The organism is Teichococcus deserti, assembly GCF_001982615.1.
Classification (GTDB): domain Bacteria; phylum Pseudomonadota; class Alphaproteobacteria; order Acetobacterales; family Acetobacteraceae; genus Pseudoroseomonas; species Pseudoroseomonas deserti.
Genome location: NZ_MLCO01000418.1, coordinates 1 through 7,629, shown reverse-complemented (window position 1 = coordinate 7,629; position 7,629 = coordinate 1). Strand labels below are relative to the sequence as shown.

Sequence of the window (7,629 nt, the reverse complement as noted above, 5' to 3'; positions counted from 1 at the left end):
CAAGATCGGCCCGCGTCCCTTCATCGAGGAGATCGGCGCCGACGTCGTCCATTCGCATTTCGTCGGCGCCGATCTCCTCGATGAAGGGACGCGGGCCGATCTTGCGGACGGTGGCGGCGTCGTAGACGGCGATTCGGCGGTCGAGCTGGGCGCGGATGCCGGCGTTCCAGTCATGCGGCTGCAGCGCCAGCACCGAGACCGTATGGCCTTCGCGCACCAGCTGGTTGGCCAGGTAGATCGGGAAGAGCTCACCGCCGCCGAGATAGAAGCCCAGGATGACCATCAGCACGTGGCGCTGGCTGCGCGGCGTGGTCAGCGCCCGGTCGATGTCGAAGACCCGCTCCAGCGCTCCGAGCGAATTCGCCGCCCTGGCATAGTCGAACTGCGCCCGCACGCCATTGGCGAAGCGCTCGACCGTCGCGTCGGGGATGCCCCAGCGCTGGCGCAGCAGCCGCACCAGCCGCTCATGCTCGACGTAGTAGGCCGCGGTGGTGAAGCTGCTGACCGAGGTGTTGTCGCCATGCTGGCGGAAATAGGTGACGGCCTGCGGCTCGAAGGCCAGGCGGCCGCCGCGGCCGAGCATGGCGTAGAGATACCAGTCGCCGAGGATCTTGTAGGTGGTGGCCTCCTGCCAGATCGTGTCCTCGATCGGCTGGTTGCGGATCAGGCAGCCGCCCACATTGGGGATGACGTTGTTGACGCCGAAGGCATGGTCGAACCAGGCCTTGGCCGGGCGGACCAGCGGCGCCGCCCAGATCCCCGGCTCGGCCCGCTCGCGGTAGCCGTCGAGCCCGGGATAGGGCTTGCCGTCGCGGTCGGCGAACTGGATGCGGCCGAAGCCGATCATCACGCTGTCGTCGAGGAAGGCAGGCACCAGGCTCTCGAGGAAGTCCGGCTCGGCGAAGTCGTCGCTCTCGCAGATCCAGATCAGCTCGCCCTTCGCCTCGGCGATGCCGCGCTGCCACTGGCGGAAGACATTGCCCGAGTTCTGGGTATTGGCCAGCACGCGGATCTTGTCCGGATTGGCCTGGCGGTAGCGCTCGATCACCGCGACGCTGTCATCGGTCGAGGCGTCGTCGAGGATCAGCAGCTCGAAATTCTGGTAGCCCTGCTTCAGGATGCTGTCGATGCGCTGCGGCAGGAAGCGGGCGTGGTTGAAGTTGGGCACGATCACCGTGACCAGCGGCTGGTAGCTGGCCTGGCGCGCGCGGGTGACGCGATGGTGCCGCAGGTTGCGGCGGGAGTGGTAGACCGCGCGCATCGCGTTGCGCAGCACGCGGCGCAGCCCGGGCAGGTTGCCCACCAGCCGGCGCAGCGGCGCGCTGGCGCGCCAGAAGGTGCTGGCCTCGAGGGCGCTGGCACGCTGCCGCTCGGTCTCCAGCCGGGCGGTGGCGGCATTGGCCAGGCGGCGCTGCTCGGCCAGGGCCTTCTGCAGCCGGTCGACGTCGCGCTGCAGCTCGGCGCTGCGCTGCTGGGCGTCGCCGACGCTGCCGGCCAGGGCGGACAGCTCCGCCTCGCGCTCGCGCAGCTTGGCCTCGACATGGACCACGGCGTCGCTGGCGGTGACGGCCTCGATCAGCACGCCGTTGAACAGCGGCGGCAGCGGCGCGTCGGAGGCGACGGCGACGCAGTACATGGCGGCGGGAATGCCGGCGGCGCGCTGGAAGCGGCCGGCCTCGCGCTCGAAGCTCAGCGCGCCGGCGACGCCCTGCTCGAAGAACAGGCCGGAGCCGAACATCGAGCGCTGCCCGGCCATGGCCAGGTTGCGGAAATGCCGCTTCATCAGCGCGGCGAATTCGTGGGCGTAGAGCTCCTTCGCATGGAAGGGGTTGCTGTGGTCGGGCAGCACCGAATAGCGGTACTTGTCCGGGCTCGACATGATCAGCAGGCCGCCCGGCCGCAGCACGCGCTTCAGCTCGGCGAGCATCGCCTCGTGCTCGTCGATATGCTCGATGGTCTCGAAGCTGACGACGACGTCGACGCTGGCATCGGGCAGCGGGATGCGCAGGCAGTCGCCCAGCATGAAGTCGAGATTGCCGCGGGAGTAGCGCTGCTGCCCGGCCAGCACGGCCTCGCGGTCGATGTCGACGCCGGTGACGCGGCTGGCCAGCTCCGCCAGCAGGGCGCTGCCATAGCCCTCGCCGCAGGCGATATCGAGAACGTCGCGCCCGGCCACGAATTCACGGGCGAAGAGATAGCGATGATAATGCTCGACTGCGATCTCGCCGTGATACGCCTCGGGAATGAAGCGCTCGCCGGAAGCCTTCAACGCCATCGAATAACCCCTGTCCCGCGCGCAACGGCGCGCTTCCCCGTGTTCCCTGCGGCAGAATGTAGCGCAGGGCGTCGTTTCCGCCCACCGGAACCAAACCGGCGAGGGCCGCCGCCGCCCGGGCGGGGGCGGCGTCGCGGGCGCGGCGGCGAACAACCGGTCAGCCGGCAACACCAAGCTCGAGCTTGGGTTGCACGCCCTGCGACAGCCTGCCTGCCATCCCTCTGTCATCCAGCGGCTCCACGCCGAAATCGGGGCGAATTGTGGCAAATCGGCCGCAATTGTGGCTTCTGGATAACAGTTCATCTTCACGAAAACGTGGGCGCCAAGTCAACCCCACCCCGTTACTGAAACGACCTGCCCCCAACCTCGCCGGAGTACCTGGACCAGCCTGCCGACGCGACAACCTCAGTGGCAGGACGGTGTGCGGATAGCGCACGGCGTTGCGGGGCCTGCGGAGGCGGACCTAGTCTCGGCCATGGCCCCGAGCCCCTGCGCCGCGGCCCCAAGAATGCCCGAAGCAACAGCGAGGAACGTATGATCAACAAGATCGTCCGAGACATGGCCGAGGCGATGCAAGGCATCCCCGATGGCGCGACCGTCCTGGTCGGCGGCTTCGGCTCGGTCGGCCAGCCGGACACGCTGATCGACGCGCTGATCGAGCAGGGCGCCTCTGACCTCACCGTCGTCGCCAACAATGCCGGCACCGGGCGGGTGGGTCTCGCGCGGCTGATGGAGCTCGGGCGGGTCAGGAAGATCATCTGCTCCTTCCCGCGCAGCGCCGGCTCGGTGGTCTTCGAGGAGCTCTACAAGGCCGGCAGGCTGGAGCTGGAGATCGTGCCGCAGGGGACGCTGGCCGAGCGCATGCGCGCCGCCGGCGCCGGCGTTCCGGCCTTCTACACGCCGACCGGCTACGGCACGCTGCTGACCGAGGGCAAGCCCACCGCCGAGTTCTGCGGCAAGATGTGCGTGCTGGAGCAGGCGCTGCCCGGTGATGTGGCCCTCGTCCAGGCCCATATGGCCGATCGCTGGGGCAACCTGACCTATCGCCGCAGCGCGCGGAACTTCAATCCCGTGATGGCCATGGCCGCCAAGCTGACCATCGTCGAGGTGGATGAGATCGCGCCCCTCGGCACCCTCGACCCGGAGGCCGTGGCCACCCCGGGCATCTTCGTCGACCGCGTCATCCAGCTGCCCCGCACCGCCGCCTGAGGAGACGAGAACCATGAGCGAGACCGCCTTCGCCCCCCTCTCCCGCAAGGACATGGCGCGCCGCGTGGCGCAGGACATTCCCGAGGGCTGGTACGTCAACCTCGGCATCGGCATCCCGACCATGGTGGCCGACTATGTCCCCGCCAGCCGCGAGGTGGTGTTCCATTCCGAGAACGGCGTGCTCGGCATGGGCCCGGCCCCGGCGCCGGAGGATGCCGACCCCTACCTGATCAATGCCGGCAAGCAGCAGGTGACGCTGCTGCGCGGCGGCGCCTATGTCCACCATGCCGACAGCTTCGCCATGATCCGCGGCGGGCATCTGGACCTCTGCGTGCTCGGCGCCTTCGAGGTGGCGGAGAACGGCGACGTCGCCAACTGGGCGACCTCGGCCAACGACACGGCGCCGGCGGTCGGCGGCGCCATGGACCTGGCCGCCGGCGCCAAGCGCCTCTGGGTGGTGATGGAGCACACCACCAAGGACGGCGCCCCCCGGCTGGTGAAGAAATGCGGCTATCCGCTGACCGCCATGGGTGCGGTGCGCCGCGTCTACACCAACCTGGCCGTGCTCGACGTCACCCCCCAGGGCTTCGCCGTGGTGGAGATGGCGCCCGGCCTCACCTTCGAGGAGCTGCAGGCGCGCACCGACGCGCCCCTGCAGATGGCCCAGCCTGATTCCGAGCCTGGAGAGACCGCCTGATGCGTGATGCCTTCATCTGCGACGCTGCCCGCACCCCGATCGGCCGCTATGCCGGGGCGCTGGCGCCGGTGCGCGCCGACGACCTGGCCGCGGTGCCGATCGTCGCCCTGATGGCGCGCCATCCGGAGCTCGACTGGGCGGCGCTGGACGATGTGGTCTTCGGCTGCGCCAACCAGGCCGGCGAGGACAACCGCAACGTCGCCCGCATGGCCAGCCTGCTCTCCGGCCTGCCCGACACGGTCCCCGGCAGCACGGTCAACCGCCTCTGCGGCTCGGGCATGGACGCGACCGGCATCGCGGCGCGCGCCATCAAGTCCGGCGAGGCGGAGCTGATGCTGGCCGGCGGCGTCGAGAGCATGACCCGCGCCCCCTTCGTCCAGGGCAAGTCGGCCGAGGCCTTCGGCCGCGCGGCCGAGATCTACGACACCACCATCGGCTGGCGCTTCGTCAACCCGCTGATGAAGGCGCAATACGGCGTCGATTCCATGCCGGAGACGGCGGAGAACGTCGCCGCCGACTTCCAGATCAGCCGCGCCGACCAGGACTCTTTTGCCTTCCGCAGCCAGCAGCGGGCCAAGAAGGCCCAGGAAAGCGGCCGCTTCGCGCGGGAGATCGTCCCCGTCGAGATCAAGCGCCGCAAGGGCGAGCCCACCATCGTCTCGCAGGACGAGCACCTGCGTCCCGACACCACGCTGGAGGCCCTGGCCAGGCTCGGCACGCCGTTCCGCCGCGAAGGCGGGTCGGTCACCGCCGGCAATGCCTCGGGCGTCAATGACGGCGCCTGCGCCATCCTGCTCGCCTCGGCCGACGCCGCCCGCCGCCACGGCCTGACCCCGCGCGCCCGGGTGGTCGCCAGCGCCACCGCCGGCGTGCCGCCGCGCATCATGGGCTTCGGCCCGGCGCCGGCCACCCGCCGCGTGCTGGAGAAGGCTGGCCTCTCACTCGGCCAGATGGACGTCATCGAGCTGAACGAGGCCTTCGCCGCCCAGGCCCTGGCCGTCACCCGCGACCTGGGCCTGCCCGACGACGCCGAGCACGTGAACCCCAATGGGGGCGCCATCGCGCTCGGCCATCCCCTCGGCATGTCCGGCGCCCGGCTGGTGCAGACGGCGGTGGAAGAGCTCCACCTCCGCGGCGGCCGCTACGCCCTGGTCACCATGTGCATCGGTGTCGGCCAGGGCATCGCCATGGTCCTCGAGAAGGTCTGAAGCCAGGCCAGGGGAAGGAATTCCCCTGGACCCCTTCTTCTTTCTGTCAGACGGCCGTGTCCCGGTGGAGACGGTCCGTGAAACGGCCCGGCAGCAGCGCGACCTTGCAGGGCGCGCTGCTTTGCCGCCCACGCCTGATGTGGCCTCCGGCGAGGCGCAGGTCCCGCAAGGGCCGGCGAAAGAAAAGAATGATGGGGGGTCCGGGGGGAAGAATTCATTCTTCCCCCCGTCTTCCTCCCCTGTCTCGCCTCCCCCATGCTATTGGCCGAACCGGATAGTTCAGGGAGGCGGACAGGCGATGGGGATGGCGAAGGCGGCGCCACGGCCGCGGGATGCGGAGCAGACGCGGCGCAGCATTCTCGATGCCGCCATCGCCGAGTTCTCCGAGAAGGGCCTGTCCGGAGGCCGGGTGGACGAGATCGCCGCGCGGACGCAGACCACCAAGCGGATGATCTACTACTACTTCGGCAGCAAGGAGCAGCTTTTCGCCGCCGTGCTGGAGGAGATGTATGGCGGCATCCGCGCCGCCGAGGCAGGGTTGCATCTCGATGACCTGGCGCCCGCCGAGGCGCTGCGCCGGCTGGTGGAGACCACCTTCGACTACCATGCCGAGCATCCGGAATTCGTGCGCCTGGTCTCGGTCGAGAACATCCACGACGCGGCGCATATCGTGCATTCGCCGACGCTCCGCGGCCGCAACGACGCGGTGATCGGGCTGTTGCGCGGGCTGCTGGCGCGGGGCGAGGCCGCCGGCCTGTTCCGCCCCGGAATCGACCCGCTGGACCTGCATATCCTGATCAACGGCAGCTGCTTCCACCGGGTCGCCAACCGGCACACGCTGGGGGCGATCTTCGGGGTCGACCTCTCGGCTGCGGCGCGCACCGCCAGCCAGCGACAGATGATCGCCGAGGCGGTGCTGCGCTACGTGAGCGTCTGAGCCCCCGTTACGCGAAGATCGAGGCGGCGGCGTTGCCCGGGCCTTCCTCCTGCTGCGCGGCATAGGCGCGCGCGGCCTCGGCCAGGGCGCGCTGGCGGAAGCCGCGGTCGGGATCCTCTTCCCGGGCCGGCTGGGTCTCGGCGCTGCGCTCGGCGCCGCTGGAACGGTCGGCCTGCAGCTGGCCGATGATGCTCTGCAGCAGGCCCTGAACCTGGCCGATCGGGCTGGCCTCGGGCGGGGTGGCGCTGCTGGCCCGGGCCTCTTCCAGGGTGTTGCCGCCGGCGGCGCGGATGCTGGTGCCCTCGCCGGCGGCCTCGGCCACGGCGTCCTCTTCCGCCTCCGCCTGCAGCGCTTCCAGCAGGGCCTTCAGCGCCGCGATGGCGCCGGTGGCGGCTGCCTCGTCCTCGGCGGCGGGTGGCGCTCCGCCGGGCGGCGGGCCTTGGGGCGGCGGCGGTGCGGTGCCGGGCTCGCTCTGCAGGGCGACCAGCAGGGCCTCGGTCTCGTCGCTGTAGCGGGTGCTGCCGTCCGGCGTCGCGACGCCCGGCGCCACGACCGTGCCGGGCGCGGTGCTGGCCGGATCGGCGGTGCCGTCGGTGGTGGTGTTGCCGGCGGTCTGGGCGGCCTGCTCGGCGCGGGCGCGCAGCTGCGCCCAGAACTCGGACAGGCCCTGCTGGCCGGAGGCGGCGGAGACGGGAAGCATGGGAACCTCTCAACCCGTTGGAGGCTTCCAGCGATGCCTTTAGCAAGGTGGAAAGAGGGGAAGGCGGTGGGGAGACCGGTTTCTGCCGGCCTCGTCCACCGCCTGGGTGCCATGGAACGGGTTGAGAAAGTCTGAAGCCAACGGAAAGAAAGTTCTATCAGACCATCCCGTGGAAATGCGCCAGCATGCGCGAGGCCTCCGGCTCGCGCCCGGTGAAGAGGCGGAAGGCGCCGACCGCCTGGAACACCGCCATGCCGCCGCCGTCGACGGTGCGGCAGCCGCGGGCGCGGGCCTCGCGCAGCAGGGCGGTCTCGAGCGGCACATAGACCACCTCGGCGACCCAGAGCTCCGGGCGCAGCAGATGCGCCGGCAGCGGCAGGCCGGGATATTTCGCCATGCCGGTCGGCGTCGCATGGATCAGCCCATGGGCGCGGGCCATGGCGGCGTCGATGTCGGTCGAGGCGACGGCGCGGCCAGGGCCGAAGCGCTCGCACAGCGCCGCGGCCAGCTGCTCGGCGCGCGCGGGGTCCATGTCCAGCAGGGTCAGGCGGCCGGTGCCCAGCGTCATGGCGGCATGCGCCACCGCCGCCCCCGCCCCGCCGG

6 protein-coding genes and 1 pseudogene are annotated in these 7,629 nt (G+C 70.6%); 4 read left to right on the top strand and 3 right to left on the bottom strand.

The genetic code is table 11. The annotated features are described in order from the left end of the window. Positions 1 to 2,275, bottom strand: a 2,275-nt coding sequence (locus BKE38_RS28375; RefSeq protein WP_106409327.1) for a glycosyltransferase, incomplete at its 3' end; no start/stop codon positions are given. A 534-nt stretch (positions 2,276 to 2,809) separates the two neighbouring features. Here BKE38_RS28375 and BKE38_RS28370 point away from each other — a divergent pair. The 4 genes from BKE38_RS28370 to BKE38_RS28355 all read left to right on the top strand — a co-directional run bounded on the left by BKE38_RS28370 (position 2,810) and on the right by BKE38_RS28355 (position 6,326). Next, positions 2,810 to 3,484: a 3-oxoacid CoA-transferase subunit A gene (locus BKE38_RS28370; protein WP_076960498.1), complete on the top strand. Its 675-nt coding sequence runs from the start codon at positions 2,810 to 2,812 to the stop codon at positions 3,482 to 3,484. Between the two features lie 13 nt (positions 3,485 to 3,497). Then, entirely contained in the window at positions 3,498 to 4,181 is a 684-nt protein-coding gene (locus BKE38_RS28365; RefSeq protein ID WP_076960497.1) for a 3-oxoacid CoA-transferase subunit B, read from the top strand. Next, positions 4,181 to 5,389: a 3-oxoadipyl-CoA thiolase gene (pcaF, locus tag BKE38_RS28360; RefSeq protein WP_076960496.1), complete on the top strand. Its 1,209-nt coding sequence runs from the start codon at positions 4,181 to 4,183 to the stop codon at positions 5,387 to 5,389. Before BKE38_RS28365 ends, pcaF begins: the two co-directional genes overlap by 1 nt. 298 nt (positions 5,390 to 5,687) lie before the next feature. Continuing rightward, the gene (locus BKE38_RS28355) at positions 5,688 to 6,326 is read left to right on the top strand and encodes a TetR/AcrR family transcriptional regulator (protein ID WP_076960495.1); all 639 of its coding nucleotides are present in this window, start codon (positions 5,688 to 5,690) and stop codon (positions 6,324 to 6,326) included. A gap of 7 nt (positions 6,327 to 6,333) precedes the next feature. Here BKE38_RS28355 and BKE38_RS28350 read toward each other — a convergent pair whose 3' ends face one another. Further along, a complete protein-coding gene (locus BKE38_RS28350) occupies positions 6,334 to 7,026 on the bottom strand; it encodes a hypothetical protein (RefSeq protein ID WP_076960494.1) in 693 nt (230 codons plus the stop codon). Between the two features lie 157 nt (positions 7,027 to 7,183). After that, positions 7,184 to 7,629: pseudogene (locus BKE38_RS28345) on the bottom strand (shikimate dehydrogenase); the annotation flags it as partial.